At 60.3% G+C, this 26,705-nt stretch carries 23 protein-coding genes; 14 read left to right on the top strand and 9 right to left on the bottom strand.

Annotated features, from left to right (window positions below; translation table 11 throughout):
• Window positions 1-54 precede the first annotated feature (54 nt).
• From cysG to LUU92_RS17210, 6 genes are read right to left on the bottom strand one after another with little or no spacing between them, the layout of a single operon-like run.
• The gene (cysG, locus tag LUU92_RS17185; protein WP_257102388.1) at window positions 55-1,449 is read right to left on the bottom strand and encodes a siroheme synthase CysG; all 1,395 of its coding nucleotides are present in this window, start codon (window positions 1,447-1,449) and stop codon (window positions 55-57) included.
• Entirely contained in the window at window positions 1,450-2,730 is a 1,281-nt protein-coding gene (serS, locus tag LUU92_RS17190; protein WP_071491887.1) for a serine--tRNA ligase, read from the bottom strand.
• A 16-nt stretch (window positions 2,731-2,746) separates the two neighbouring features.
• Window positions 2,747-3,121 (bottom strand): fluoride efflux transporter CrcB, encoded by a 375-nt coding sequence (gene crcB / locus LUU92_RS17195; protein WP_071491888.1) that lies wholly within the window; start codon window positions 3,119-3,121, stop codon window positions 2,747-2,749.
• Complete coding sequence (locus LUU92_RS17200; protein WP_071491889.1) at window positions 3,121-4,443, bottom strand: replication-associated recombination protein A; 1,323 nt, start codon at window positions 4,441-4,443, stop codon at window positions 3,121-3,123. The genes crcB and LUU92_RS17200 overlap by 1 nt, the downstream gene beginning before the upstream one ends.
• A 27-nt stretch (window positions 4,444-4,470) precedes the next feature.
• Window positions 4,471-5,094 carry an outer membrane lipoprotein periplasmic chaperone LolA gene (gene lolA, locus LUU92_RS17205; protein WP_071491890.1) on the bottom strand — a complete coding sequence of 208 codons (624 nt, stop codon included), beginning with the start codon at window positions 5,092-5,094 and terminating at the stop codon, window positions 4,471-4,473.
• A gap of 54 nt (window positions 5,095-5,148) precedes the next feature.
• On the bottom strand, window positions 5,149-7,557 hold the full coding sequence (locus LUU92_RS17210) for a DNA translocase FtsK (RefSeq protein WP_071491891.1): 2,409 nt from the start codon (window positions 7,555-7,557) through the stop codon (window positions 5,149-5,151).
• 500 nt (window positions 7,558-8,057) lie between these two features.
• On the opposite strand from LUU92_RS17210, the gene aat reads away from it, so the two are divergent.
• From aat to infA, 3 genes are all read left to right on the top strand, one after another.
• On the top strand, window positions 8,058-8,738 hold the full coding sequence (gene aat, locus LUU92_RS17215; RefSeq protein WP_257102389.1) for a leucyl/phenylalanyl-tRNA--protein transferase: 681 nt from the start codon (window positions 8,058-8,060) through the stop codon (window positions 8,736-8,738).
• 55 nt (window positions 8,739-8,793) lie between these two features.
• Window positions 8,794-9,501, top strand: a complete 708-nt coding sequence (locus tag LUU92_RS17220) for an arginyltransferase (RefSeq protein WP_071491893.1) — start codon at window positions 8,794-8,796, stop codon at window positions 9,499-9,501.
• A 100-nt stretch (window positions 9,502-9,601) separates the two neighbouring features.
• Entirely contained in the window at window positions 9,602-9,820 is a 219-nt protein-coding gene (infA, locus tag LUU92_RS17225; protein ID WP_002553999.1) for a translation initiation factor IF-1, read from the top strand.
• Window positions 9,821-10,003: 183 nt separating this feature from the next.
• Here infA and clpA read toward each other — a convergent pair whose 3' ends face one another.
• Together clpA and clpS are read right to left on the bottom strand one after the other, a co-directional pair.
• Window positions 10,004-12,274 carry an ATP-dependent Clp protease ATP-binding subunit ClpA gene (gene clpA / locus LUU92_RS17230; RefSeq protein ID WP_071491894.1) on the bottom strand — a complete coding sequence of 757 codons (2,271 nt, stop codon included), beginning with the start codon at window positions 12,272-12,274 and terminating at the stop codon, window positions 10,004-10,006.
• Window positions 12,275-12,303: 29 nt separating this feature from the next.
• Entirely contained in the window at window positions 12,304-12,672 is a 369-nt protein-coding gene (gene clpS, locus LUU92_RS17235; protein ID WP_071491895.1) for an ATP-dependent Clp protease adapter ClpS, read from the bottom strand.
• Between the two features lie 218 nt (window positions 12,673-12,890).
• Here clpS and cspD point away from each other — a divergent pair, with 218 nt between their 5' ends.
• The gene (cspD, locus tag LUU92_RS17240; RefSeq protein WP_306459255.1) at window positions 12,891-13,157 is read left to right on the top strand and encodes a cold shock domain-containing protein CspD; all 267 of its coding nucleotides are present in this window, start codon (window positions 12,891-12,893) and stop codon (window positions 13,155-13,157) included.
• Between the two features lie 76 nt (window positions 13,158-13,233).
• Here the strand turns inward: cspD and icd are convergent, their stop codons facing one another.
• Window positions 13,234-14,490, bottom strand: coding sequence for an NADP-dependent isocitrate dehydrogenase (gene icd / locus LUU92_RS17245; protein ID WP_257102390.1), 1,257 nt, complete (start codon window positions 14,488-14,490; stop codon window positions 13,234-13,236).
• A 493-nt stretch (window positions 14,491-14,983) separates the two neighbouring features.
• Between icd and LUU92_RS17250 the strand changes: the two genes are divergently transcribed.
• The 10 genes from LUU92_RS17250 to LUU92_RS17295 all read left to right on the top strand — a co-directional run bounded on the left by LUU92_RS17250 (window position 14,984) and on the right by LUU92_RS17295 (window position 26,704).
• Window positions 14,984-17,209: an NADP-dependent isocitrate dehydrogenase gene (locus tag LUU92_RS17250; RefSeq protein ID WP_222541561.1), complete on the top strand. Its 2,226-nt coding sequence runs from the start codon at window positions 14,984-14,986 to the stop codon at window positions 17,207-17,209.
• A 225-nt stretch (window positions 17,210-17,434) separates the two neighbouring features.
• Entirely contained in the window at window positions 17,435-17,881 is a 447-nt protein-coding gene (locus LUU92_RS17255) for an NUDIX hydrolase (protein WP_071491898.1), read from the top strand.
• Between the two features lie 59 nt (window positions 17,882-17,940).
• Window positions 17,941-19,065: a tRNA 2-thiouridine(34) synthase MnmA gene (gene mnmA, locus LUU92_RS17260; RefSeq protein ID WP_222541560.1), complete on the top strand. Its 1,125-nt coding sequence runs from the start codon at window positions 17,941-17,943 to the stop codon at window positions 19,063-19,065.
• The gene (gene hflD, locus LUU92_RS17265) at window positions 19,062-19,685 is read left to right on the top strand and encodes a high frequency lysogenization protein HflD (RefSeq protein WP_016969254.1); all 624 of its coding nucleotides are present in this window, start codon (window positions 19,062-19,064) and stop codon (window positions 19,683-19,685) included. Before mnmA ends, hflD begins: the two co-directional genes overlap by 4 nt.
• 125 nt (window positions 19,686-19,810) lie before the next feature.
• Window positions 19,811-21,181 carry an adenylosuccinate lyase gene (purB, locus tag LUU92_RS17270; protein WP_071491900.1) on the top strand — a complete coding sequence of 457 codons (1,371 nt, stop codon included), beginning with the start codon at window positions 19,811-19,813 and terminating at the stop codon, window positions 21,179-21,181.
• Between the two features lie 84 nt (window positions 21,182-21,265).
• Window positions 21,266-22,432, top strand: coding sequence for a ribosomal protein uL16 3-hydroxylase (locus tag LUU92_RS17275; RefSeq protein ID WP_071491901.1), 1,167 nt, complete (start codon window positions 21,266-21,268; stop codon window positions 22,430-22,432).
• Window positions 22,425-22,847 carry a GNAT family N-acetyltransferase gene (locus LUU92_RS17280; protein ID WP_071491902.1) on the top strand — a complete coding sequence of 141 codons (423 nt, stop codon included), beginning with the start codon at window positions 22,425-22,427 and terminating at the stop codon, window positions 22,845-22,847. The genes LUU92_RS17275 and LUU92_RS17280 overlap by 8 nt, the downstream gene beginning before the upstream one ends.
• A gap of 228 nt (window positions 22,848-23,075) precedes the next feature.
• Window positions 23,076-23,813, top strand: a complete 738-nt coding sequence (locus LUU92_RS17285) for a secretin N-terminal domain-containing protein (protein ID WP_257102391.1) — start codon at window positions 23,076-23,078, stop codon at window positions 23,811-23,813.
• A 492-nt stretch (window positions 23,814-24,305) separates the two neighbouring features.
• Complete coding sequence (gene aceA, locus LUU92_RS17290) at window positions 24,306-25,631, top strand: isocitrate lyase (RefSeq protein ID WP_003174717.1); 1,326 nt, start codon at window positions 24,306-24,308, stop codon at window positions 25,629-25,631.
• A 659-nt stretch (window positions 25,632-26,290) separates the two neighbouring features.
• Window positions 26,291-26,704 carry an NADH-quinone oxidoreductase subunit A gene (locus LUU92_RS17295; RefSeq protein ID WP_003219575.1) on the top strand — a complete coding sequence of 138 codons (414 nt, stop codon included), beginning with the start codon at window positions 26,291-26,293 and terminating at the stop codon, window positions 26,702-26,704.
• Window position 26,705: the final 1 nt, after the last annotated feature.

The raw sequence follows: 26,705 nt of genomic DNA on the forward strand, positions 1-26,705 counted from the left end.
ACACTGGAATGCAGTCCAATGTGGGAGGGGGCTTGCCCCCGATGCTTTCAAGGTTCAGACCTGCGACTGTGCGCCTTCAAACCACTTCAGCTTCTCGCGCAACAGCACCACTTCGCCGACGATCACCAGTGTCGGCGCATGCACTTCATGCTCCGCCACCATGCGTGGCAAGTCGGCCAGGGTGCCGGTGAACACGCGCTGGTTGGACGTGGTGCCCTGCTGGATCAAGGCCGCCGGGGTATCCGCCGCACGCCCGTGCTTGATCAACTGATCACAGATGATCGGCAAGCCGATCAAGCCCATGTAGAACACCAGGGTCTGTGAGGGGCCCACCAGGTCATGCCAGGGCAGGTCCGAGGTCCCGTCCTTCAAATGCCCGGTGATAAAGCGTACCGACTGCGCATAGTCGCGATGGGTCAGCGGAATCCCGGCATATGCCGCGCAACCGCTGGCTGCCGTGATTCCCGGCACCACCTGGAACGGAATGCCATGGGCGGCCAGTTCCTCGATCTCTTCGCCACCACGACCAAAGATGAACGGATCGCCCCCCTTGAGGCGCAACACCCGCTTGCCCTGCTTGGCCAGGTCCACCAGTTGCTGGTTGATCTGGTCTTGTGGCACGGCGTGGTCGGCGCGACGCTTGCCGACGTAGATACGCTCGGCATCCCGGCGGCACAGTTCGAGGATCGCGGGCGCGACCAGACGGTCGTACAACACCACATCGGCTTGCTGCATCAGGCGCAGGGCACGGAAGGTCAGCAGGTCGGGATCACCCGGACCCGCACCCACCAGATAAACCTCGCCCGGCGCATAAGGCGGCGCGCCGTTGACCTTCTCGATCAGCAAGCGCTCGGCCTCATCGCCCTGCCCGGCCAACTGGCGGTCGGCAATCGGGCCCTGGAACACTTCTTCCCAGAACGCACGCCGCTGCTGCACATCCGGATACAAGCCTTTGACCTGGGCACGAAAACGCGCCGCCAGCCCGGCCAGCTGCCCGTAAGTGGATGGAATCCAGGTTTCCAGCTTGGCGCGGATCAAGCGCGCCAGCACCGGCGCGTCGCCACCGCTGGACACGGCGATCACCAAGGGCGAACGGTCGACGATCGCCGGGAAGATCAAGCTGCACAAGGCAGGCGCATCGACCACATTGACCGGTACGCAACGGCGCTTGGCATCGCTGGACACTTGCGCGTTCAGCGGCTCGTCGTCGGTTGCCGCAATGATCAGGATGCAACCGTCGAGGTCAGCCTCCTGATAACCGCGCAGAATCAGTTCCCCGCCACTGCCCAGTACCAGTTCACGCAACTGGTCTTCGATCTGGGGAGCAACCACCCGCAGCACCGCCCCGGCGTCGGCCAGCAGCCGGGATTTGCGCAAGGCAATCTCCCCGCCACCGACGACCAGCACACGACTGCCGCGCAGGTTATGAAACAGCGGCAGAAATTCCATTTAGCGAATGACCTCAACGCCCGCCATGTAAGGCTTGAGCACTTCCGGTACGCGGATCGAACCGTCAGCCTGCTGGTAGTTTTCCAGCACCGCCACCAGGGTACGACCTACGGCCAGGCCGGAACCGTTGAGGGTGTGCACCAGCTCCGGCTTGCCGGTTTCCGGGTTGCGGAAACGCGCCTGCATGCGACGGGCCTGGAAATCACCGCAGTTGGAGCACGACGAAATCTCGCGGTACTTGTCCTGGCTCGGCACCCACACTTCGAGGTCGTAGGTCTTCACGGCGCTGAAACCCATGTCACCGGTGCACAGGGCCAGCACGCGGTACGGCAGTTCCAGCAGTTGCAGGACGCGCTCAGCGTTGGCGGTCAGGCCTTCCAGGGCGTCCATCGAGGTCGACGGCTCGACGATCTGCACCATCTCGACCTTGTCGAACTGGTGCTGGCGGATCATGCCGCGGGTGTCGCGGCCCGATGCGCCGGCTTCACTGCGAAAGCACGGGCTGTGGGCGACGAACTTGATCGGCAGTTGCCTGGCGTCGAGGATCTCGCCGGAGACGATATTGGTCAGCGACACTTCGGCGGTCGGAATCAGGTACAGGTCGGCTTCGCCGTCGCGGCTGATCTTGAACAGGTCTTCTTCGAATTTCGGCAACTGGCTGGTGCCCATCAGCGCCGGCGCCTGCACCAGGTACGGGGTGTAGGCCTCTTCGTAACCGTGCTCGCCGGTGTGCAGGTTGATCATGAACTGCGCCAGGGCGCGGTGCAGGCGTGCAACCGAGCCGCGCAACAGAGAGAAGCGCGCGCCGGACATCTTGGCGGCAGTTTCGAAATCCAGGCCACCACTCAGTTCGCCCAGGGCGACGTGGTCCTTGATCTCGAAATCAAAGGCCTTCGGCGTGCCCCAGCGACGCACTTCGACGTTGCCGTCTTCGTCTGCGCCGATCGGCACCGATTCGTGGGGGATGTTGGGGATGCCCAGCAGGATCGAATCCAGCTCGGACTGGATTTTTTCCAGCTCGACTTTACCCTCGGACAGCTCGGTGCCCATGCGCTCGACATCCGCCATCAACGGTGCGATGTCTTCGCCGCGCTGCTTGGCCTGACCGATGGATTTGGAACGCGCATTACGCTCAGCCTGCAGTGCTTCGGTGCGGGTCTGGACGGTCTTGCGCTGTTCTTCCAGCGCTTCGATGCGCGCAACATCCAAGGCAAAGCCACGGGATGCCAGGCGGTCCGCTACGTCCTGAAGGTTGCTACGTAACAGTTTGGAATCGAGCATGTCGGTCTCTCGTTTATCAAAGTTTGGTCAAGGACAGGCCGGCCCAGGTAGCGAGCAGCCCGCCGAATACGCTGATGCCCAGGTACCCGAAGGCTATCAGGGCCTGCCCGCTTTCAAGCAGGCGCAGCGTATCCAGTGAAAAGGATGAAAAGGTCGTCAGACCGCCTACAAAGCCGACAATCAAGCCGGCGCGAATTTCAATCGGTACTTCCGGGCGCAACAGGAACCAGCCGTACAACAGCCCGATGATCAGGCAGCCCACCAGGTTGACCGCCAGGGTCGCCGCGTAAAAATGCCTGGGCCAGTTGGCGCTGACCCAGGTGCCGGTGGCGAAACGCAATAATGTACCAGCGATGCCGGCTGCGGACACGGCAAGAATCGTCTTGAACACTACTTTCTCCGCTGTCTGGGGCTGAGTCGATCGAGTTGCGCGAGGTGATTGAGCTTTTCGCCGATCTTCAGCTCCAGGCCACGGGGCACCGGCTGATAGAGCGGCAACGGTTCAAGCTCATCGGGAAAATAGTCTTCACCGGCCGCGTAAGCATCCGGCTCATCGTGGGCGTAACGGTATTCATCGCCATAACCCAGCTGCTTCATCAGCTTGGTCGGCGCGTTGCGCAGGTGCATCGGCACTTCGAGCGAGCCATATTCGGCGGCGGCGCGCAATGCGGACTTGAAGCCCATGTACACCGCGTTGCTTTTTGGCGCGCAGGCCAGGTAGGTGATGGCCTGGGCCACCGCCAACTCGCCTTCCGGGCTGCCGAGGCGTTCCTGTACGTCCCATGCCGCCAGGCACAGGCTCAGTGCACGCGGGTCGGCGTTGCCGATGTCTTCGCTGGCCATGCGCACCACGCGGCGGGCGAGGTACAGCGGGTCGCAACCGCCATCGATCATGCGTGCAAACCAGTACAGCGCACCGTCGGGGTTGGAGCCGCGCACGGATTTGTGCAGTGCCGAGATCTGGTCGTAGAAGGCCTCGCCGCCCTTGTCGAAGCGGCGGCGCGTGTCGCCGAGCAGGCTTTGCAAGAGGTCGACGCCAATCTCACCGCCGTCTTCGGCCAGGTCGGAGGCGTTTTCCAACAGGTTGAGGAAACGACGACCATCGCCATCGGCGGCCGTCAGCAGGATCTTGAAGCCCTCTTCGCTCACGCTCAGTTGGCGCTTGCCCAAGCCCTTGTCTTCGTTCAAGGCGCGCTGCAGCAGCTTCTGCATCGCGGCCTCGTCCAGGCTTTTGAGCACATAGACCCGCGCCCGCGACAGCAAGGCGTTGTTGAGCTCGAACGAAGGGTTTTCGGTGGTGGCGCCGATGAAGATCAGCGTGCCGTCTTCCACATAGGGCAGGAACGCATCCTGCTGCGACTTGTTGAAACGGTGCACTTCGTCGACGAACAGGATGGTGCGCTTGCCGTACTGCCCCGCCTGCTGCTTGGCGACTTCCACCGCCTGGCGGATCTCCTTGACCCCGGCGAGTACCGCCGAGACCGTTTCGAAGTGCGCATCCGAGACCTTCGCCAAGAGCCGCGCCAACGTGGTCTTGCCCACCCCCGGTGGCCCCCAGAAAATCATCGAGTGCAGCGCACCCTGCTCCAGGGCTTCACGCAGGGGCTTGCCGCGAGCGAGCAGGTGTTCCTGACCGACGTACTCATCCAGGTTGGTCGAACGCAGGCGTGCGGCCAGTGGCTGGGCAATCGGGTCACTTCGAAACAGGTCCATGGGCAGCGTTTGAAACCTCTGGGGAATTTATTCCTGGATCACGTCGGCACCCTTGGGGATGTCGAACTTGAACTTGGACGCCGGTACCGGCTGGTTGGCCTTGACCCCGGAGAACAGGATATCGGTGCGCTGGCCGACGCTGTCGATCAGGCGCATGTTGTTGATCACGCCGTTACCGAACGACAAGGACAGGGTGTCAAACAGCGTGTCCTTGGATTTCGGCTTGAGGGTGAATTCGATCACGTTGCTGGTCTGCTTGGACGTGATGTCGAAGCTGTCGTTGATCTTCGACACGTCACCTGAGAGCAACAGCGCCGGGGTCTGGTTCAGGCGCGGGTCGAGCTTCTTGATGGTCGCCTGTTCCAGGTCAGGGTCCCACAGGGTGACCTTCTGGCCATCGGACACGATGGTCTGCTCGGCCTTGCCCTCGGTGTGCCAGTAGAACAGGCCAGGACGCTGCACGGCCATTTCGCCGGCGGTTTCCTGCAACTGGGTACCGCCGGCATCCAGGGTCAACTGGGAGAAGCGCGCGGTCAGGGTCTGGGATTTGTCGAGCAGGTTCTTCAGGCTGGCGACGGAGGCCGGGTCAGCGTGCGCCGAAACAGCGGTCAGGGCCAGTGCCGGCAACAACAGCATGCGGATAAAGCGCATGGGAGTCCTCATTGAGTAGTCAGGACGCGCCGCGTGCTGTCACGCGGCGCGGGATCAGTCGCGCATCTGCCCGGGGGCAATGACTTCACGCGAGCCGTTGGTGTTCATTGCGGTCACGACGCCAGCGTTTTCCATGGCTTCGATCATACGAGCGGCACGGTTGTAGCCGATTTTCAGCTTGCGTTGCACCGCGGAAATCGAGGCTCGACGGCTTTCGAGCACGAACGCCACGGCTTCATCGTACAGCGCATCGGTCTCGGCATCATCGTCGCCACCGCCGCTGCCGCCATCGAAGCCGCTGCCGGCTTCTTCCACACCGGCGAGGATGTCATCGTTGTACTCCGGTGCGCCGCGCAGTTTCCAGGCTTCCACCACACGATGCACTTCATCGTCGGAAACAAAGGCGCCGTGCACCCGGATCGGCAGGCTGGTGCCCGGCGGCATGTAGAGCATGTCGCCGTGGCCGAGCAGTTGTTCGGCGCCGCCCTGGTCGATGATGGTCCGCGAGTCGATCTTGCTCGACACCTGGAACGCCATGCGCGTCGGGATGTTGGCCTTGATCAGGCCGGTGATCACGTCCACCGACGGCCGCTGGGTGGCAAGGATCAAGTGAATACCGGCGGCACGGGCCTTCTGGGCGATACGCGCGATCAGCTCTTCAACCTTCTTGCCGACAATCATCATCATGTCGGCGAATTCGTCGACCACCACCACAATGGTCGGCAGCTTGGTCAGCTTTGGCGCTTCGTCGTGAATGCTTTCGCGCCGGTACAACGGATCGTCGATGGTCTCGCCGCGTTCCTGGGCTTCCTTGATCTTGGCGTTGAAGCCCGACAGGTTACGCACGCCCATCTTCGCCATCAGCTTGTAGCGGCGCTCCATCTCGGCAACGCTCCAGCGCAGGGCGTTGGCGGCGTCCTTCATGTCGGTGACCACCGGACACAGCAGGTGTGGAATGCCTTCGTAGATCGACAGTTCCAACATCTTCGGGTCGATCATGATCAGCTTGGCGTCTTCCGGGCCGGACTTGAACAGGATCGACAGGATCATCGCGTTCACCCCTACCGACTTACCGGAACCGGTGGTACCGGCGACCAGCAGGTGGGGCATCTTCGCCAGGTCGGTGATCACCGGCTTGCCACCGATGTCATGGCCCAGGGCCAGGGTGACCGGCGACTTGAAGTTGTCGTACTCGGGCGTCGACAGCACTTCGGAGAAGCGCACGATCTGGCGGTCTTCGTTGGGAATCTCGATACCCACGGTGGTCTTGCCGGGAATGACTTCCACCACGCGCACGCTGGTCACGGCCAGGGAGCGGGCCAGGTCTTTCGCCAGGTTGGCGATGCGGCTGACCTTCACACCGGCGGCCGGCTGGATTTCGTAACGGGTGATCACCGGGCCGGGATGGATGGAGTCCACCGATACTTCGACGCCGAATTCCTTGAGCTTGATTTCCAGCAGGTGGCCGACGGCCGCCAGGGACTCCGGCGAATAGTTGAGTTGTTTCTTTTCGGCCGGGTCGAGGATCGAGATCGGCGGCAAGGTGCCTTCGACGGCGCTGTCGATGAACAACGGCGCCTGTTTCTCTTTCTGTACGCGATGGCTTGGTTCGGCCGGCTTGGGCGGCGCGGGAGCAATCACTGGCGGCACCTGCTTCTCGCGGTCCGACATGTGCTTGCTCAAGGCCTGTTCGCGTTCGATCAGGCGTTCCTTGACCTTGGCCTGCTCACGCCGGTCCGGTGTACTCGGGGCCACCACTTCGTTGACACGGGTGTCGACCTCACGCAGTTGGGCGACCATGCGCTTGCGGTCGACACGGGCCGCCCACCAGCGATTGGCGGCGCCCTGGAACAGCTCCAGCAGGTCGAGGGTGATCTTGCCGGTCACGTCCATCACCTTGAACCAGGACAGGTCGGTGAACACGGTGAGGCCGAACAGGAACAAGGCGATGAACATCAGGGTACTGCCCTGGATATTCAGGGTCCGGCGCGCCAGGTCGCCGAGGCTTTCGCCCAGCGCACCACCGGCGCCCGCCGGCAGGCCGGTGGGTGCATGGAAATGGATATGCGCCAGCGCCGCGCCGGACAACACCAGGAACACCAGGCCGATCAGACGCCAGGAGAACAGCCAGCCGCTCCACTGCCACGGCTCATGGCGCTGGCGGAAGATCTGCCAGGTCTTGATCGCCAGCAGCAACGGAAAGATATAGGCGAAGTAACCCAGCACCATGAACAGGATATCGGCGCTGTAGGAACCGGCAGGGCCACCGAAGTTCTGCACGTCTTCGATCTTGCTGTTGTGGCTCCAGCCCGGATCGTCCTTGCCATAGGTCAGCAAGGCCATCATCAGGAACAGGCACAGCGCGCCGATCGCGATCAGCGCACCTTCCTTGAGGCGATAATGCAGGTGCTGGCGCCAGGCCGGCACGACTGCTGCTTTAGGTGTTGCGGCGGATTTCTTCAAAACGGGTCTTTTCCTGCGCCTTTAGCGCGTCCATCTGTTGAATGACTGCAAATACTGCCCAATCCGAGCAGCTGAAAAAATGAACGAGCGTCGTTGAATCTACTGTTTAACACCGGACTATTGCTGGATGAAATGACGATAACGCCACAATGGCCGCATTGTACGGGTTTGTGTCCCTGATGCCACGCCGCTTGGCGCTCTTCCAGCAGCATAGCCAATTGTGTGTCACAAGATGTTCAATTTGAGCATGCATTGTCTTTGCTGACAAAGGCTTATGAGCTGTTTTTACCAATCAAGGCAAGCTTGGCAAATGGCCTGCATGGAACAGACCCGATTACGACCACGCCCCCGGCATAGAGTTGCAGAAACACCTGCTCACGCTAATCCACCTTAATGCCCGATTCGGGCTGGTCCGATGGCGCCAGGTCGACAATAATCAGCACTGCCGCCGCAGGTGTCATTCCTGCCACTCCCCTCCCCTTCCGTAAAGCCTGGATGCCATGCTGACCTGGTTACAACGCGATTCACTGACTTTCCCCCCACTGGCCAAGGCCATGCGCGAACCCAATGGCTTGCTCGCCGCCGGCGGTGATCTCAGCGCCGAACGGCTGATCCAAGCCTACCGTCACGGCTGCTTCCCCTGGTTTTCTGAGGGCCAACCGATTCTCTGGTGGTCGCCCGACCCACGCACCGTGATATTCCCCGACGAACTGCATGTATCGCGCAGCCTGGGCAAACTGTTGCGCCAACAGCGCTACAGCGTGACCTTCGACCAGGACTTCGCCGCCGTTATCCAGGCCTGCGCGGCGCCACGCGCCCATGCCGCTGGCACCTGGATCACCGAAGGCATCCAGAGCGCCTACCTGGAACTGCACCAGCGCGGCTACGCGCATTCGGTGGAGGTCTGGGACAAAGGTGAACTGGTAGGCGGCCTCTACGGCCTCGCAATGGGCCAGCTGTTTTTTGGTGAGTCCATGTTCAGCCGCGCCGACAACGCTTCGAAATTCGGCTTTGCCACGCTGACCCATCAATTGCAGGCCTGGGGCTTTGTGCTGATCGACTGCCAGATGCCCAACGATCACCTGCACAGCCTGGGTGCCCGCGCCATATCCCGCAGCGACTTCGCAGGGTTCCTGCACGACCATCTGGACCAGCCCAACGCCGGACCGTGGGTTTCCTAGGCGACATCCGCGCTCCTGGCTTACACTTATTTCAAAGCTTATCCGAGGGTTGATCATGACCGAGTTGGCGCGTTTGAAGTTTTATGCCACTCAACCCCACTCTTGCAGCTATCTGCCCGACGAGCAGGCCACCACGCTGTTCCTCGACCCCAGCCAGCCTATGGACGTGCATGTGTATGCCGACCTGTCGGAGATGGGGTTTCGGCGCAGTGGCGATCATCTGTACCGGCCGCATTGCCAGAACTGTAATGCCTGCGTGCCCGCACGCATCCCCGTTGCGCAGTTTCTACCGGACCGCAACCAGAAACGCATCCTCAAACGCAACGCCGACCTGACGGTGACGTCGGCCAAGCCGCGCTTCACCGAAGAATATTTCGACCTTTACCAGCGCTACATCGAGCAACGCCACGCTGACGGCGATATGTTCCCGCCCAGCCGCGATCAGTTTTCCACGTTCCTGGTCCGCGACCTGCCCTTCTCGCGCTTCTACGAATTTCGTGCGGACGGTCGGCTGGTGGCTGTCGCGGTGACCGATCTGTTGCCTAACGGCCTGTCGGCGGTCTACACCTTCTATGAACCCGCCGAAGAACGCCGCAGCCTGGGACGCTTTGCGATCCTCTGGCAAATTGGCGAAGCCTTGCGCCAGGAACTGGAGGCGGTGTACCTCGGCTACTGGATCAAGAACTGCAAAAAGATGAACTACAAGACCCAATATCGGCCCATTGAACTGCTGATTAATCAAAGATGGGTCGTGCTTAACTAGAACCCCTTGGCTTGAACACCCTTTTTCGGGCACAATGCACGCCGCTTTTGCCTGGCGCAGTTGCACCGGGCCATTCACTGGATACCGAGGGCTTTACTGCATGTCGAAAGAAGACAGCTTCGAAATGGAAGGCACTGTCGTCGACACCCTGCCCAACACCATGTTTCGTGTGGAGTTGGAAAATGGGCACGTCGTAACCGCGCATATCTCCGGCAAGATGCGCAAGAACTACATTCGTATTCTTACCGGTGACAAAGTGCGCGTCGAGCTGACGCCCTATGACTTGAGCAAAGGGCGCATCACTTACCGCGCTCGCTAAGCAAGTCAATACAAAACGCCCGGTTATGCCGGGCGTTTTTGTGTGTGCGCTATTTACCAAGTGCCACAAACCAATGTGGGAGGGGGCTTGCTCCCGATAGCGGTAGATCAGTCACTCATGTAGCGACTGAAACACTGCTATCGGGGGCAAGCCCCCTCCCACATTGACGCCCGTAGCTATCGATCAGGCCATTTCAGCCGTGGTTTCGAACTCGAAGGTCAGCTCGCCATCCTTCAGGTCGATGTGTACCACGCCACCATGGTCGGAAAGCTCGCCAAACAGGATCTCTTCGGCCAGCGGCCGCTTGATCTTGTCCTGGATCAGACGCGCCATTGGGCGTGCGCCCATTGCCGCATCGTAGCCGCCTTCGGCCAGCCAGCTGCGCGCCGCGTCCGTGACCTCCAGCTGCACGCGCTTGTCTTCCAACTGCGCCTGGAGCTCGGTGAGGAACTTGTCCACCACGCTCTTGATAACCTCATGGCTGAGGCGACCAAACTGGATAATGGTGTCCAGGCGGTTGCGGAACTCAGGCGTGAAGCTCTTCTTAATGACTTCCATCGCATCGGACGAGTGATCCTGGTGCGCGAAGCCAATGGAAGCCCGCGCGGCCGTTTCGGCACCGGCGTTGGTGGTCATGATCACGATCACGTTGCGGAAATCCGCCTTGCGCCCGTTGTTGTCGGTCAGGGTCCCGTGATCCATCACCTGCAGCAGCAGGTTGAAGACTTCAGGGTGGGCCTTCTCGATTTCATCGAGCAGCAGCACGCAATGCGGTTGCTTGGTGATCGCCTCGGTCAACAGGCCGCCCTGGTCGAAACCGACATAACCCGGAGGCGCGCCGATCAGGCGCGACACGGTGTGACGCTCCATGTATTCGGACATGTCGAACCGCACCAGCTCGATACCCATGGCCTTGGCCAGTTGCCGGGCCGCTTCGGTCTTGCCGACACCGGTCGGGCCGGCAAACAGGAACGAACCCACCGGCTTGTCCGGCGACTTGAGGCCTGCACGCGACAGCTTGATCGCGGTGGACAGCGAGTCGATGGCCGCATCCTGACCGAACACGGTCAGCTTGAGGTCGCGCTCCAGGTTACGCAGCAGCTCCTTGTCGGAACTGGTGACGTGTTTTGGCGGAATCCGCGCGATCTTCGCCACAATATCCTCGACCTGCGGCACGTCGATGCGTTTTACACGCTTCTCGACCGGCTGCAGACGCTGGTAGGCACCGGCCTCGTCGATTACGTCGATGGCCTTGTCCGGCATGTGCCGGTCATTGATGTAGCGCGACGCCAGCTCAGCGGCTGAACGCAGGGCTTCATCGGTGTACTCGATGCCATGGTGCGCCTCGAAGCGCCCCTTGAGCCCGCGCAGGATGCCGATGGTGTCCTCTACCGAAGGCTCGGACACGTCGACCTTCTGGAAGCGACGTGCCAGGGCACGGTCTTTCTCGAAGATGCCACGGAATTCCTGGAACGTGGTCGAGCCGATGCAGCGTATATCACCCGACGACAGCAGCGGCTTGAGCAGGTTGGAGGCGTCCATCACCCCACCGGAGGCTGCACCGGCACCAATGATGGTGTGGATTTCGTCGATGAACAGGATCGCCTGCGGGCGTTTTTTCAGCTCACCGAGCAGCGCCTTGAAGCGCTTCTCGAAGTCGCCACGGTACTTGGTCCCGGCGAGCAAGGCGCCCAGGTCAAGGGAGTAGACGACGCTGTTGGCCAGCAGGTCCGGCACCTGGTTATCCACGATGCGCTTGGCCAGGCCTTCGGCAATCGCGGTTTTACCCACGCCTGCCTCGCCCACCAGCAACGGGTTGTTCTTGCGACGACGCGCGAGGATTTGCGCGACACGCTCAACCTCGAGCTCACGCCCCACCAGCGGATCGATCCGCCCCTGGCGCGCCAGTTCGTTGAGGTTACTGGCATAGGCATCCAGTGGATTGCCCGAAGAAGAAGACTCACCGCCCTCGTCGTCCTGCATATCCTGCTCACCCTCGGAATGATCGCCGTGCCCGGGCACCTTGGAGATACCGTGGGCGATGTAGTTGACGACATCGATACGGGCAACGCTCTGCTGTTTGAGCAGGAACACTGCCTGGCTTTCCTGTTCGCTGAAAATCGCCACCAGCACATTGGCGCCCGTGACTTCACGCTTACCGGAGCTCTGAACATGGAACACGGCACGCTGAAGCACCCGCTGGAAGCCCAGGGTTGGCTGGGTCTCACGGTCTTCATCGTGGACTGGAATAAGTGGCGTTGTGGAGTCGATAAACTCCTGCAGGTCATGCTTGAGTTTGTCGAGGTTGGCGCCGCACGCACGTAGAACGGTGGCGGCAGCTTCGTTATCCAAAAGTGCCAGCAGCAGGTGTTCGACGGTCATGAACTCATGACGCTTCGAACGAGCCTCCTTGAAGGCAAGATTGAGGGTGACTTCGAGCTCGCGGTTTAACATAGCTTCACCTCATACCCAAGTGGTCGGCGTTAACCGTCCTTCTCGATTTCACAGAGTAGCGGATGCTGGCTTTCCCTGGCGTACTGGTTGACCTGCATGGCCTTTGTCTCGGCGATGTCGCGGGTAAACACTCCACATACTGCCCGTCCTTCTGTGTGAACGGCCAGCATTACCTTGGTCGCCAACTCGCGGTTCAGGTTAAAAAACACCTCGAGCACTTCGACCACGAAATCCATCGGTGTGTAGTCATCATTGAACAAAACCACCTTGTACATCGGCGGCGCCTGTAGAGCAGGCTTGGCCTCCTGAACAGCAATGCCTGCAGAACCGTCGTCATCATGTTGCTGATCCGGTCGATCCTGATTGAATGTTAGTCGAATCTGGCTGTTTGCATGCATGGAAAGAAAGGTTCGTCAGTGGTTCAAATACAGTGGTGGGGGCGACCTGTCAGAATTTCAACTCTGACCGACTGGTCGCCTTGACTATCGGCGAAACGGTGTTACAACCAATAGAACCCACAGTGGGTAAAAAAGGTCCGCGCAGTCAACCTTATTTATTCGGGTTAGGACGGATAAACTGGATGATACTCCAGTGATGGAGTCTGGTGCAGAGGGATATGGGTATGGCAAGCGGTAAGGTCAAGTGGTTCAACAATGCCAAAGGGTACGGCTTCATTATTGAAGACGGCAAGGATGAAGACCTTTTTGCGCATTACTCAGCGATCAAAATGGAAGGTTATAAAACGCTGAAAGCTGGGCAGCCGGTCTCCTTTGACATTATTCAGGGGCCCAAAGGCAAGCACGCGATCGAAATCAGTGCGCCAGTCACCATCGGCACAGCCAGAGAGGGCGTCGCTCAAAAATCAAAAGAGCAATTAGCCTGATCAGCTACCGAGCAGGCGCCCAATAAAAAACCGGCCATCCCGTTTACGGTGTGGCCGGTTTTCTTACCCCTGTCGCTTACATGTGCGAGATCAGCGCATCACCGAAGCCAGACGAAGACACCAGCGTGGCGCCGTCCATCAGACGCTCGAAGTCATAAGTCACAGTCTTGGCAGAAATCGCGCCATTAGTGCCCTTGATGATCAAATCCGCCGCCTCGGTCCAGCCCATGTGGCGCAGCATCATCTCTGCCGACAGAATCAGCGAACCCGGGTTGACCTGATCCTTGCCCGCATACTTCGGCGCAGTACCGTGGGTCGCCTCGAACATCGCCACGGTATCCGAAAGGTTGGCACCCGGCGCAATACCGATCCCCCCCACCTCCGCCGCCAGGGCATCAGACAGGTAGTCGCCGTTCAGGTTGAGGGTGGCGATCACATCATACTCAGCCGGACGCAACAGGATCTGCTGGAGCATGGCGTCGGCGATAGCATCCTTGACCACCACATTCTTGCCAGTCTTGGGGTTCTTGAACTGCATCCATGGACCGCCATCCAGCAGCGTCGCACCAAATTCTTCAGCCGCTACCTCATAGGCCCATTCCTTGAAGGCACCTTCGGTGAACTTCATGATGTTGCCTTTGTGCACGATGGTCAGCGAGTCGCGGTCGTTATCCACTACATATTGCAGGGCTTTGCGCGCCAGGCGCTTGGTACCCTCCTTCGAGACCGGCTTCACGCCAATTCCGCAATCCTGGTCGAAACGGATCTTGGTCACGCCCATTTCTTCCTTGAGGAACTTGATCACCTTGATCGCTTCAGGCGAACCTGCCTTCCACTCGATACCGGCGTAAATATCTTCGGAGTTTTCCCGGAAGATCGTCATGTCCACGTCGCCAGGCTTCTTGACCGGGCTGGGCACGCCTTCGAACCAGCGCACTGGGCGCAGGCACACATACAGGTCGAGTTGCTGGCGCAGGGCCACGTTCAGCGAACGGATGCCGCCACCCACCGGGGTGGTCAGCGGGCCCTTGATGGAGACCACGTAATCCTTGACCGCATCCAGGGTTTCCTGGGGCAGCCAGGTGTCCTGGTCGTAGACTTGAGTTGCTTTCTCGCCAGCATAAACCTCCATCCAGGAGATCTTGCGCTTGCCGCCGTAGGCCTTTTGAACAGCGGCGTCGACTACCTTGATCATCACCGGGCTGATGTCGACACCGATACCGTCACCTTCAATGTAAGGGATGATCGGTTGGTCAGGAACATTGAGAGAATGGTCTGCATTGACGGTGATTTTGTCGCCGACTGCCGGAACCTGAATCTTCTTGTATCCCATGCTGAACTCCATCTATGGATTGAACATCTGGCTGCGTTCGAGCCTACTCCAGATAAATGGCGACTGAAACCTCGCGCCATGCTCATTTGCATCGAAAACAGCATAATTTGTCGCCTACAAGCCTGAAAGCAAAGGCAAAATCGCCAATCTTGAGCACATCGTGCGACTTTCGTCGCAATCAGGTACCTGCGACCTTTAGACCAATGGACGACACACCTTTTGTATGAAGGCTCGGCGTAAGCATAGCGACCTATGTATAATGCCGCCGCTGACCAAAGAGTCACGACGGCGGACCGCTCTAGAACACAGCCTTCCGCTACAAAGCAGGACTATTACAATAGTCCACCCGCTTGACGCTCGACTGATGCAACCCAACATCACCGCGAAGAAACCTCGACATTTCGCTCATGGATGACTTTGAACGAACGCGCTCCACCCGGCGCATCTCGAGTTTCTGCGCACGCTTTCAGCAAAGAAGAGAGTTAATCCGAATATGCCCACCCGCTCGAAGATCATCTACACCTTCACCGACGAAGCCCCGGCCCTCGCCACCTATTCACTGCTGCCTATCGTAGAGGCCTTCACCGCTTCCGCTGATATTGCCGTGGAAACCCGCGACATCTCCCTCGCCGCGCGCATCCTCGCAAGCTTCCCCGAGCAACTGGGTGCCAAGGCTATCCCGGACCACCTCGCCGAACTGGGCGACCTGGCCGTTACGCCTGAAGCCAACATCATCAAACTGCCTAACATCAGCGCCTCGACCCCGCAGCTGCAAGCCGCGATCAAGGAACTGCAGGCCCAGGGCTACGCCCTGCCGGACTACCCGGAAACCGTAACCACCGACGCGGAAAAAGAAACCCGCGCACGTTACGACAAGGTCAAGGGCAGCGCCGTGAACCCGGTACTGCGCGAAGGCAACTCCGACCGCCGCGCACCGCTGTCGGTCAAGAACTACGCACGCAAGCACCCGCACAAAATGGGCGCCTGGGCTGCCGACTCCAAGTCGCACGTCGCCCACATGAGCAATGGCGACTTCTACGGCAGCGAAAAAGCCGTACAGATCGAAGGCGCTGATGCTGTCAAAATCGAGCTGATCGCCCAGGACGGCACCGCCACCGTCCTGAAGGAAAAGACCTCGGTACAGGCCGGCGAAATCATCGACACCGCCGTGCTGAGCAAGAAAGCCCTGCGTGCGTTCATCGCCGCTGAAATCGAAGACGCCAAGAAACAAGGCGTGCTGCTGTCGGTCCACCTGAAAGCCACCATGATGAAGGTCTCCGACCCGATCATGTTCGGCCAGATCGTTGCCGAGTTCTATAAAGACGCCCTGGCCAAGCACGCCACCGTGCTGGAGCAGATCGGTTTCAACCTGAACAACGGCATCGGCGACCTGTACGCGCGCATCAAGGCCCTGCCGGCCGAGCAGCAAGCGCAGATCGAAGCTGACATCCAGGCCGTCTACGCGGCTCGCCCTGCCCTGGCGATGGTCAACTCCGACAAAGGCATCACCAACCTGCACGTGCCGAGCGACGTGATCGTCGACGCCTCGATGCCGGCCATGATCCGTGACTCCGGCAAGATGTGGGGCACCGACGGCCAACTGCACGACACCAAGGCGGTGATCCCGGATCGCTGCTACGCCACCATCTACCAGGCGGTCATCGAAGACTGCAAGGCCAATGGCGCCTTCGACCCAACCACCATGGGCAGCGTGCCGAACGTCGGCCTGATGGCGAAGAAAGCCGAAGAGTATGGCTCCCACGACAAGACTTTCCAGATCAAGGCTGACGGCGTAGTCCGCGTCACCGACAGCAAGGGCAACCTGCTGATGGAACAGAAAGTCGAAGCCGGCGACATCTTCCGCATGTGCCAGACCAAAGACGCGCCGATCCAGGACTGGGTCAAACTGGCCGTCAACCGTGCCCGCGCCAGCAACACCCCGGCCATCTTCTGGCTGGACCCTCAGCGTGCACACGACGGCGTCGTGGTCGAGAAGGTTCAGGCTTACCTGAAAGACCACAACACCGAAGGCCTGGACATCCGCATCATGTCGCCGGTCGACGCGATGAAGTTCACCCTGGAGCGCACCCGCAAGGGCTTGGACACCATCTCGGTGACCGGCAACGTTCTGCGCGACTACCTGACCGACCTGTTCCCGATCATGGAACTGGGCACCAGCGCCAAGATGCTGTCCATCGTGCCGCTGATGAACGGCGGTGGCCTGTTCGAAACCGGTGCCGGCGGTTCGGCGCCGAAGCACGTACAACAACTGGTGGAAGAGAACTTCCTGCGCTGGGATTCCCTGGGCGAGTTCCTGGCCCTGGCTGCGTCCCTCGAGCATTTGGGTGTGACGTACAACAACCCGAAGGCCCTGGTCCTGTCCAAGACCCTGGACCAGGCCACCGGCCAGTTCCTCGACAACAACAAGTCGCCATCGCGTAAAGTCGGCAACATCGACAACCGCGGCAGCCACTTCTACCTGGCGCTGTACTGGGCTCAAGCCCTGGCCGCCCAGACCGAAGACACTGCACTGCAAGCGCAGTTCGGCGAACTGGCCAAGACCCTGACCGAGAACGAGGCAACCATCGTTGCCGAGCTCAACGCCGTCCAGGGCAAGCCAGTGGACATCGGCGGCTACTACGCGCCGAACCCGGAGCTGACCAGCAAGGCCATGCGCCCAAGCAACACCCTCAATGCGGCGATTGCCAAGTTGAAGTAAGGTTGTAAGGATGCAAACAAGCCCCGGCCCTGTGCCGGGGTTTCTGTTTATGTGCTTTTTTGCTGAGAAAACCCAATCAAAATGTGGGAGGGGGCTTGCCCCCCGATAGCGGTGGGTCAGGCACAGATAGATCAACTGACACGCCCTCATCGGGGGCAAGCCCCCTCCCACACTGACTGTTATCCTGTTCCAGGACAGCACCGCATCTTAAATCCAGAGGCAACCATGACCTGGCAACCCCACATCACTGTCGCCACCCTCGTCGAAGACAACGGCCGCTTCCTGATGGTCGAAGAGCTCAAGGGCGGCCGCGCCGTGCTCAACCAGCCCGCCGGCCACCTCGACCCGCACGAAACCCTCACCGAAGCCGCAGTCCGCGAAACCCTCGAAGAAACCGGTTGGGACGTCGAAGCCACCGGCATCGTCGGCATCTACCTGTACACCGCCCCCAGCAACGGCGTGACCTACCAACGTGTCTGCTTCATCGCCAAGGCCCTGAAACACCACCCCGACTATCAACTCGACGAAGGTATCCTGCGTGCCCGCTGGCTGACCCGCGACGAACTGATGGACCTGCGCGACGACTGGCGCAGCGAGCTGATCATCCGCTGTATCGATGATTATCTGGCCGGCCACTGCCACAGTCTCGAATTGATCCGCCCTTCTCTTTAGCCTTGAAGGCCTGAGCCTGATAGAATCGCGTCCTTTTTCAAGACACCCGTTGAAACCCTATGCGTGATCCAGCCCCTTCTGACACACAAAAGAAGCGCGTCATCGTCGGCATGTCCGGCGGCGTGGACTCTTCCGTTTCCGCCGTTCTGCTCATGGAGCAGGGTTATGAGGTGGAAGGCCTGTTCATGAAGAACTGGGAAGAAGACGATGGAACGGAATATTGCACCGCCATGGACGACCTGGCGGACGCCCAGGCCGTGTGCGACAAGATTGGCATCAAGCTGCACACCGCCAACTTTGCCGCCGAGTACTGGGACAATGTGTTCGAGCACTTCCTGGCCGAATACAAGGCCGGTCGCACGCCCAACCCAGACATCCTGTGCAACCGCGAGATCAAGTTCAAGGCGTTCCTCGACTACGCCATGATGCTTGGCGCCGACCTGATCGCCACTGGCCATTACGTGCGCCGCCGCGACATCGATGGCCGCACCGAACTGCTCAAGGGCCTGGACCCGAACAAGGACCAGAGCTACTTCCTGCACGCCGTCGGCGGCGAACAGATCGCCAAGACCCTGTTCCCGGTAGGCGAGCTGGAAAAACCCGAAGTGCGCAGGATCGCCGAGAAACACGGCCTGGCTACCGCCAAGAAGAAGGATTCCACCGGCATCTGCTTTATCGGCGAGCGCCGCTTCAGCGACTTCCTCAAGCAATACCTGCCGGCACAACCGGGCGAGATCCGCACCACCGAAGGCGACGTCATCGGCCGTCACCATGGCCTGATGTACCACACCATCGGCCAGCGCCAGGGCCTGGGCATCGGCGGCTTGAAAGACGCCGGTGAAGAGCCGTGGTACGTGCTGGTCAAGGACCTGGAAAACAACGTGCTGATCGTCGGCCAGGGCAACGAGCACCCGCTGTTGTTCTCCGGCGCTCTGCTCGCTTCGGAAATCTATTGGGTCAACCCGATCGACCTGAGCACGCCACGTCGCCTGACCGCCAAAGTGCGCTATCGCCAGAGTGACCAGCCGTGCACCCTGGAAAAAACCGCCACCGGCTACCGCGCCACCTTCGATGACCCGCAACGCGCGGTCACCCCTGGCCAGTCCGTGGTGTTCTACGACGGCGAAATCTGCCTGGGCGGCGGCGTGATTGAAATCGCCGAAGCCTGGAGCCAGAAGGCATGAGCCCGACCCAGGAGCAATTGACGGCACTGGGCGGGGTGTTCCTCGCCGCGGTATTGGTGGACAAGATTGCCAAGACCGGCCAGGTCACCGAGGCCGGCCTGACCTGCATGCTCGGCAGCCTGCTGATCCGCGACCCCAAGGACACCCTGGAGGTCTACGGCGGCGACGACCTGGCGCTGCGCGAAGGTTATCGCGCACTGATCGGCGCATTGGAGCGCGACCCCAGCACCCTGCAACGCGAGCCGTTGCGCTACGCCCTGTCGATGCTCGGCCTGGAGCGTCAACTGGCCAAGCGCGAAGACATGCTGGAAACCATCGGCAAACGCCTGCCGCAGATCCAGTCCCAGGTGGAACACTTCGGCCCGGCCCACGAAAACGTGATCGCGGCCTGTGGCGCGCTGTACCAGGACACCTTGAGCACCTTGCGCCAGCGGATCCAGGTCCACGGCGACATGCGCAACCTGCAGCAACCGAACAACGCTTCGAAAATCCGCGCCCTGCTGCTGGCCGGTATTCGCTCGGCGCGGTTGTGGCGCCAGTTGGGTGGTCATCGTTGGCAGCTGGTGATCAGCCGTCGCAAATTGCTCAAAGAGCTTTACCCGTTGATGCGCAACGAATAAGTCGCAGCAGCAGGCCATTTTCAAGCCGTTACGCGTAATACGCCGGTCAGTTGGCAACGGACCGGCGGATTTTTTCATGTATGATACGCGCCCCATTTCGTTGCCCGACTGTCCGAGAACACCCCATGCAGCTCTCTTCGCTCACTGCGGTTTCCCCTGTAGACGGCCGCTACGCCGGCAAAACCCAGGCCCTGCGCCCTATTTTCAGCGAATACGGCCTGATCCGTGCTCGCGTACTGGTTGAAGTGCGCTGGCTCCAGCGCCTGGCCGCTCACCCCGCCATCAGCGAAGTGCCGGCGTTTTCCGCGCAAGCCAACGCTGTGCTCGACGCTCTGGCGGAAAACTTCTCCCTGGAGCACGCCGAGCGTGTGAAGGAGATCGAGCGCACCACCAACCACGACGTAAAAGCCATCGAATACCTGCTCAAAGAGCAAGCGGCCAAGCTGCCGGAACTGGCCCAGGTCAGCGAATTCATCCACTTTGCCTGCACCAGCGAGGACATCAACAACCTGTCCCACGCCCTGATGCTGCGCGAAGGCCGTGATGACGTGATGCTGCCGCTGATGCGCCAGACCGCCAATGCCATCCGCGAACTGGCCATCCGTTTTGCCGACGTGCCGATGCTGTCGCGCACCCACGGCCAGCCGGCGTCGCCGACCACCCTGGGCAAAGAACTGGCCAACGTGGTGTACCGCCTGGAGCGCCAGATCGCTCAAGTCGCCGCCGTACCGCTGCTGGGCAAGATCAACGGCGCCGTAGGCAACTACAACGCCCACCTGTCGGCCTACCCGGAGATCGACTGGGAAGCCAACGCCCGCGCCTTCATCGAAGACGAGCTGGGCTTGGGCTTCAACCCCTACACCACGCAGATCGAACCGCACGACTACATTGCCGAACTGTTCGACGCCATTGCGCGCTTCAACACCATCCTGATCGACTTCGATCGCGATATCTGGGGCTACATCTCCCTGGGCTACTTCAAGCAGCGCACCATTGCCGGTGAAATCGGTTCGTCGACCATGCCGCACAAGGTCAACCCGATCGACTTCGAAAACTCCGAAGGCAACCTCGGCATCGCCAACGCCCTGTTCCAGCACCTGGCCAGCAAGTTGCCGATCTCCCGCTGGCAGCGCGACCTGACCGACTCCACCGTGCTGCGCAACCTCGGGGTGGGCTTCGCTCACAGCGTGATCGCATACGAAGCCAGTCTGAAGGGCATCAGCAAGCTTGAGCTCAATGAGCAGAAGATCGCCGCTGACCTGGACGCATGCTGGGAAGTCCTGGCCGAACCAATCCAGACCGTGATGCGCCGCTACAACATCGAAAACCCGTACGAGAAGCTCAAAGAGTTGACGCGCGGCAAGGGCATCAGCCCTGAAGCACTGCAAACTTTCATCGACGGCCTGGACATGCCAGCCGCCGCCAAGGCCGAGCTGAAACTGCTCACCCCGGCCAACTACATTGGCAACGCTGTAGAGCAAGCCAAGCGCATCTGATCATCGCAAGACCCTTTGAGACGCCCGGCCGCGCCGGGCGTTTTTATTCCAGTCTGAAAAGTGCTTTTTTTCAATAGGTTACACATGAATCCTGATATCCCTCTTCAACTTCTGGGCGGCATCACGGCACGGGAATTCCTGCGCGACTACTGGCAGAAAAAACCGCTGCTGATCCGCCAGGCCATCCCTGATTTCGAAAGCCCGATCGACGCCGACGAACTGGCCGGCTTGGCGCTGGAAGAAGAAGTCGAGTCGCGCCTGGTGATCGAGCATGGTGAGCGCCCGTGGGAGCTGCGTCGCGGCCCGTTCGCCGAAGATGCCTTCAGCACCCTGCCCGAGCGCGAGTGGACCCTGCTGGTACAGGCGGTCGACCAGTTCGTGCCGGAAGTGGCCGAGTTGCTGGAGCAGTTCCGCTTCCTGCCGAGCTGGCGCATCGACGATGTGATGATCAGCTTCGCCGCACCGGGCGGCAGCGTTGGCCCGCACTTCGACAACTACGACGTGTTCCTGCTGCAGGCACAAGGCAAGCGCAACTGGAAGATCGGCCAGATGTGCAGCTCCGAAAGCCCGCTGCTGCAGCACGCCGACCTGCGTATCCTCGCCGAATTCGAAGAAAGCGCCGAGTGGGTCCTGGAACCGGGCGACATGCTTTACCTGCCGCCGCGCCTGGCGCACTTCGGCATTGCCGAAGACGACTGCATGACCTATTCCGTGGGCTTCCGTGCACCGAGCGCGGCCGAAGTGCTGACCCACTTCACCGACTTCCTCAGCCAGTACCTGACCGACGAAGAGCGCTATACCGACGCTGACGCCCAGCCGGTCAGCGACCCGCACCAGATCCAGAGCGACGCCCTGGACCGCCTCAAGAGCCTGCTGGCCGAGCACATGAGCGACGAGCGCATGCTGCTGACCTGGTTCGGCCAGTTCATGACCGAACCGCGCTATCCTGAACTGGTGGCCGGCGAAGAGTTGGGCGAAGACGACTTCCTCAACAGCCTGCAGGACGGTGCGATCCTGGTGCGCAACCCGAGTGCGCGCCTGGCCTGGTCCGAAGTGGACGACGATGTATTGCTGTTTGCCAGTGGCCAGAGCCGTTACCTGCCGGGCAAGCTGCGTGAACTGCTGAAGCTGGTGTGTTCGGCCGATGCGCTGCACAGCGAGAACCTGGGCGAATGGCTGGCAGACGAAGACGGTCGCGACCTGCTGTGTGAATTGGTCAAGCAAGGAAGCCTGGGATTTGCCGATGAATAGGATTCACGTAAGTGTCGCGGACTGGCAAAAGGATATCGCCGAGATTCGGCGCATTCGTGAAGCGGTGTTTATCGCTGAACAATCGGTTCCACCGGAGCTGGAGTGGGACGCGGACGACGCCGGCGCAGTGCATTTCCTTGCATTCGAAGGTGATTTTCCGATCGGTACCGCCCGCCTGCTACCCAGCGGCGAGATTGGCCGCGTGTCGGTCCTCAAGGACTGGCGCGGGCTGAAGGTCGGCGACAAGCTGATGGAAACGGTGATTGGCGTGGCCGAACAACGTGGCCAGACCAGGCAGTTCCTGAGTGCGCAGGTGTATGCAGCACCGTTTTATGAGCGGCTGGGCTTCAAGATCGTCAGTGACGAATTTCTTGAGGTCGGGATTCCGCATGTGGATATGGTGCGCGGGGACTGATCCGACACCGCGTCGCCTGCATCGCAGGCAAGCCAGCTCCCACACTTGACCGAGTACACTCCTTGGAATGCGGTCAAATGTGGGAGCTGGCTTGCCTGCGAAAGCGATATCAGCAGCACCATAAATGCCCTGCACTGCCAGGGCATTTTGCCGTCTACGATTCAATTTGCGACCTGCCAGGCCGACAAACTGGCACTATCCAGCCTTTGACTCGCAGAGATAACGGACATGTCCCTACGCACCCTGCTCACCGCCCTCCTCCTGACCGCCAGCGCCGCGGCCATGGCCGATACCGAAGTCGTCAACCTGAGCAACCGTACCAGCGCCGACCTGCTGCCGGTGGCACAGAACTTCATCGGCAAGGACGGCACCGTCAGCGCCTACGGCAACCAACTGATCGTCAAGGCCGACCCCGGCAAGATCCAGGACCTGCGTGCCCTGCTTTCCCAGCTGGATACGCCGGCCAAACGCCTGCTGATCACCGTCGACACCAACGAAAACAACCAGCAGAACACCGGTGACAGCCAGACCCGCATCATCAGCTACGGCACCACCAGCCGCGACGGCGGCGTCCAGCAGATCCAGGCCAGCGAAGGCGTGCCCGCGCTGATCCAGGTCGGCCAGAGCGTGCCGCTGACCACCACCCAGCAGGACAGCTATGGCCGCCTGCAGAACCAGACCCAGTATCGCAACGTGACCCAGGGCTTCTACGTGACCGCCAGCGTCACCGGCGAGACCGTACACTTGGCAATCAGCACCAACCGTGACCGCATGAGCCAGGAGCGTCCCGATGTAGTGAACGTACAGAGTACCGACACAACCGTCAGCGGGCGCCTGGGTGAATGGATCACCCTGGCCGGCATCAATCGCGAGACCCAGGCCGACAAATCCTCTACAACCCGCAGCTACTCTACTCAGGGCCGCGATGACCTGACAGTACGGGTCAAGGTCGACACCCTGAACTGAAGCACCAAAAACTGACTGACGAGTCGTACTAGACTAAAGATGTAGTGCTTGAAAAAAAGCACTACAAAACATTTGACGATCCAAAAAAGCATGGGCATGATGGCCTCGCTCCCGCTAATCAGGGGCCCTGGCAAGGGCCTTCGGATCGTCGCTCCAAGCTACCCACCCGAGCCGATTCGTGTCTGTACCGCCCACAAGGCGTGTTTGACGAGGTTGCGACTGGAACGAAGTTGTCCCGAGGGACGGAAGCTAACCAGGTAACCCGGCTACACGCTGTTGAGCACCCGAGGGCCCACGACGCCCGGAGACTGTTCTCGGTCCGCCTGTACCTACTCCACCCTCCCGCCACTCGTTCATCCCGTCGCATTCCCCGCCAGACCCGACATGACCGCCTAAGCTTCTGGTCAGCGAGCAGCCCTGCCCACGCATTTGAATGCAGGGCTGGCAAATGGATTTTTTCCACCACAAGAACACGCGACGAGGTTTACTTCCATGGCACTGACACGCGAACAGCAAATTGCAGCCCTTGAGAAAGACTGGGCTGAAAACCCACGCTGGAAAGGCGTGACCCGCGCTTATTCCGCTGCTGACGTCGTCCGCCTGCGTGGCTCGGTTCAACCTGAGCACACCTTTGCAAAACTCGGCGCCGAGAAGCTGTGGAACCTGGTGACACAAGGTGCCAAGCCGTCCTTCCGTCCCGACAAAGATTTCGTCAACTGCATGGGCGCCCTCACTGGCGGCCAGGCAGTCCAGCAGGTGAAAGCCGGTATCCAGGCGATCTATCTGTCCGGCTGGCAAGTGGCGGCGGACAACAACTCCGCTGAATCCATGTACCCCGACCAATCGCTGTACCCGGTGGACTCGGTGCCGACCGTGGTCAAGCGCATCAACAACTCGTTCCGTCGTGCCGACCAGATCCAGTGGAAAGCCGGCAAGAACCCGGGCGATGAAGGCTACATCGACTACTTCGCGCCGATCGTGGCCGACGCCGAAGCCGGTTTTGGCGGCGTACTCAACGCCTACGAACTGATGAAGAGCATGATCGAGGCTGGCGCTGCCGGCGTGCACTTCGAAGACCAGCTGGCGTCCGTGAAGAAATGCGGCCACATGGGCGGCAAGGTACTGGTTCCGACCCAGGAAGCCGTACAGAAACTGACCGCTGCCCGCCTGGCCGCTGACGTTGCCGGCACGCCGACCATCATCCTGGCGCGTACCGATGCCAACGCGGCTGACCTGCTGACATCGGACTGCGACCCGTACGACCAGCCATTCGTGACTGGCGAGCGCACCCAGGAAGGTTTCTATAAGGTACGTGCCGGTCTCGACCAGGCCATCGCCCGCGGCCTGGCCTACGCGCCGTACGCCGATCTGATCTGGTGCGAAACCGCCAAGCCGGACCTGGACGAAGCCCGTCGCTTTGCCGAAGCGATCAAGAAGGAATACCCGGACCAACTGCTGTCCTACAACTGCTCGCCTTCCTTCAACTGGAAGAAGAACCTGGACGACGCGACCATCGCCAAGTTCCAGCGCGAACTGTCCGCCATGGGCTACAAGCACCAGTTCATCACCCTGGCCGGCATTCACAACATGTGGCACAGCATGTTCAACCTGGCGCACGACTACGCCCGCAACGACATGACCGCCTACGTGAAGCTGCAGGAGCAGGAGTTCGCTGACGCCGCCAAGGGCTACACCTTCGTGGCCCACCAGCAGGAAGTGGGCACCGGCTACTTCGACGACATGACCACCGTGATCCAGGGCGGCACCTCGTCCGTGACCGCGCTGACCGGTTCGACCGAAGAAGAGCAGTTCCACTGATTGACTGAGTACACGGCCACTGCGGCCCCAGGGAAGACCTAACCGCAGTGCCGCACAAAGATCACGCTCCGACCTGTTCGGGGCGTTTTTTTGCCCCGTGAAAAACCTCCCTGTCAAAATGAAGATCAACCTGTGGGAGGGGGCTTGCCCCCGATGGCGGCGGGTCAATCACAGACGTATCAACTGACATCCCGTCATCGGGGCAAGCCCCCTCCCACACTGGAAATGCCGACGCGGCTCTGGATTTTGTGCAAAACATTGATCCAGAGCGGTATTGGCAGGGATCAAATCGGTTAAAAGATCCCCGTCGGCAACTAAGCGGTATTCAACCAAGTAACAGCAACTTCCCCCGCCCCACCACACACACCCGCTTAAAACCCGCGCAAACAATATTCATTATCATTTAGCTCGTGAAAACTTCGTTACCGGTTAAACAAAACACATTTGATTAAATGCCCGCTAATGCCCGCCACACAAGGGCTGCAGCCCCAAGAAGGTGCACTATGTGCTTATTCCATCGAATAATTTCGCTATCGGAATTTTACTTGCCCGGTGTTTAGCCATAAAATCACCGCGATTGATTGCAGTGCGACATATCGTCACTGCATCGTTACTTTTTCGAGCTCAGAGACCTTTGCTCTCTGTTAAGGATTTCCAGCATGACCGAAGCGACAGGACTCATGGCCCACAACTGGGGCTTTGCCATTTTCCTCCTCGGTGTTGTCGGCCTCTGCGCCTTCATGCTCGGTGTTTCCAGCCTCCTCGGGTCAAAAGCCTGGGGTCGCAGCAAAAATGAACCGTTCGAGTCCGGCATGCTGCCTACAGGTGGCGCCCGCTTGCGGCTCTCAGCCAAATTCTATCTGGTCGCGATGCTGTTCGTGATCTTCGATATCGAAGCCCTCTTTCTCTTTGCCTGGTCTGTGTCCGTCCGCGAAAGCGGCTGGACCGGATTCGTCGAAGCCCTCGTTTTCATAGCAATTCTGTTGGCAGGTCTTGTCTACCTATTCCGAGTGGGCGCCCTTGACTGGGCTCCGGAAGCTCGTCGTAAGCGGCAAGCGAAGCTGAAACAATGAG

It is taken from the genome of Pseudomonas extremorientalis, assembly GCF_024584605.1.
Classification (GTDB): Bacteria; Pseudomonadota; Gammaproteobacteria; order Pseudomonadales; family Pseudomonadaceae; genus Aquipseudomonas; species Aquipseudomonas extremorientalis.